1 protein-coding gene is annotated in these 1,763 nt (G+C 77.9%); it reads left to right on the forward strand.

Annotation, left to right across the window (positions count from 1 at the left end):
- Positions 1-279: 279 nt before the first annotated feature.
- Positions 280-1,763, forward strand: a 1,484-nt coding sequence (locus tag EYA84_RS31510; RefSeq protein ID WP_153227127.1) for an AAA family ATPase, incomplete at its 3' end; no start/stop codon positions are given.

The raw sequence follows: 1,763 nt of genomic DNA on the forward strand, positions 1-1,763 counted from the left end.
GGCCCACCGGCGCGCGACCACCACCCGGGCGGTACGGGCCGCCGCCGCACCGAGGACGCCGGCCACCGCGACGACCGTCCTGACCCGTCCCACTCGCACCTCCGGATCCGTGTCCGCCCCGATCGTCCGGATCGGCGGCCCGACCGGCGGACGGAACCTCCCCACGGTCGCCCGGGGTCAGGTGAACCCGACTCGCCCCGAAGGGGTGAACCGCTGCCGGTGGGGTAACCGCCCGCCGCAGGACCGGGGGAGGGATACGCGTCCGTGGGGGTGGGCCGGATGCCGGATGACCGCAGCACCGTACGGACCGCCGGGGCGGTCGGCGTACCGGCCGGCCCGCCCCTGCTGGCGTCGCGGCTGACGCCTGCCGTGCTGCCGAGACCGGTGGTGCTGCGTCCCCGGCTGGCCCGACTGCTGGACGAGGGGGTGGCGTCCCCGGTCACGCTGGTCCGTGCGCCCGCCGGTTGGGGCAAGACGACGCTCCTCGCGTCGTGGCGGCAGGCCGTGACCGAGGCCGACCCGGACGCCCCGGCACCGGCCTGGATCTCGGTGGAGGCGGGCGACGACAGCGACCGCCTCTGGTCGTACCTGGCGGCGGCGCTGCGATCGGTCGCGGACCCGGGAGGGGACCCGGCCGCGACGCCGGTGCCCGACCGCGCCCCGCGCCCGGACGAGCTGGAGGTGCTCGCCGCCGCCCTGGCCGCCCGGGAGCGACCCGTGGTGCTGGTCCTGGACGACCTGCACCGCGTCACCGATCCGGCTGCCCTGGCCGGACTGGAGTTCCTGCTGCGCCACACCGAGCAGCGGCTGCGGGTGGTGGCGGCCGGGCGCGCGGGCCTGCCGCTGGCGGTGCACCGGCTGCGACTGGCCGGTGAACTGACCGAGATCGGTCCGGGTGACCTGGCCTTCACCGCCGACGAGGTGGCCGATCTGCTGACCGCGCACGGCGTGGCGGTGCCGGCCGCCGCCGTCGAGCGGCTGCGCGGGCGTACCGAGGGCTGGGCGGCGGCCCTGCGGATCACGGCGCTCGCGCTGCACGGGCAACCGGACCCGGACCGGTGGATCACCCAGCTCGGCGCGGACCAGCCGGCGATCGCCGGCTACCTGCGCGAGGAGGTGCTCGCCGGGCTGGAACCGGCGGATCGGGACCTGCTGCGCCGCGCGGCGGTCACCGACACCGTCTGCGCCGGGCTGGCGGTGGCGCTGACCGGCGACACCGACGCGGAGGGGCGGCTCGGCGCGCTCGCCGAGGACGTCGGCCTGCTGCACCCCGACGGTGGCCGTCCGGTCTGGTACAGGTGCCATCCGCTCCTGGCCGACCTGCTGCGCCGCGAACTGGCCCGGTTGCCCGCCGAGGAACAGCGTGACCTGCACCTGCGCGCGGCGAGCTGGTATGCCGGCAACAGCCGACCGGCGGACGCGCTGCGGCACGCGCTCGTGGGCGGCGACTGGACGACCGCGACCGACCTCTTCGTGACCGGCTGGCCGGAGTTGGCGTACGACCGGGGTGGCCCGACCGGGCCGGTGCCCGCGCCGCCCCCGGCGGAGGCGGTGTCACGGGACCCGGAACTGGCGCTGGCCTGCGCCGCCCAGCGGACCCTCGACGGCGACGCCGACGCGGCCCACCAGCACCTGCGCCTGGCCGCCGGGCACGCCGAGGCCCTGCCGGAGCCGCGCCGCAGCCGGTTCGCCCGGCTGGTCGCCGCCGTCGAACTCACCCTGGCCCGGCTGGCCGGCGACGTCGAGGCGGTACGCGCCACCGC

It is taken from the genome of Verrucosispora sp. SN26_14.1 (genome assembly GCF_004307965.1).
Lineage (GTDB): Bacteria > Actinomycetota > Actinomycetes > Mycobacteriales > Micromonosporaceae > Micromonospora.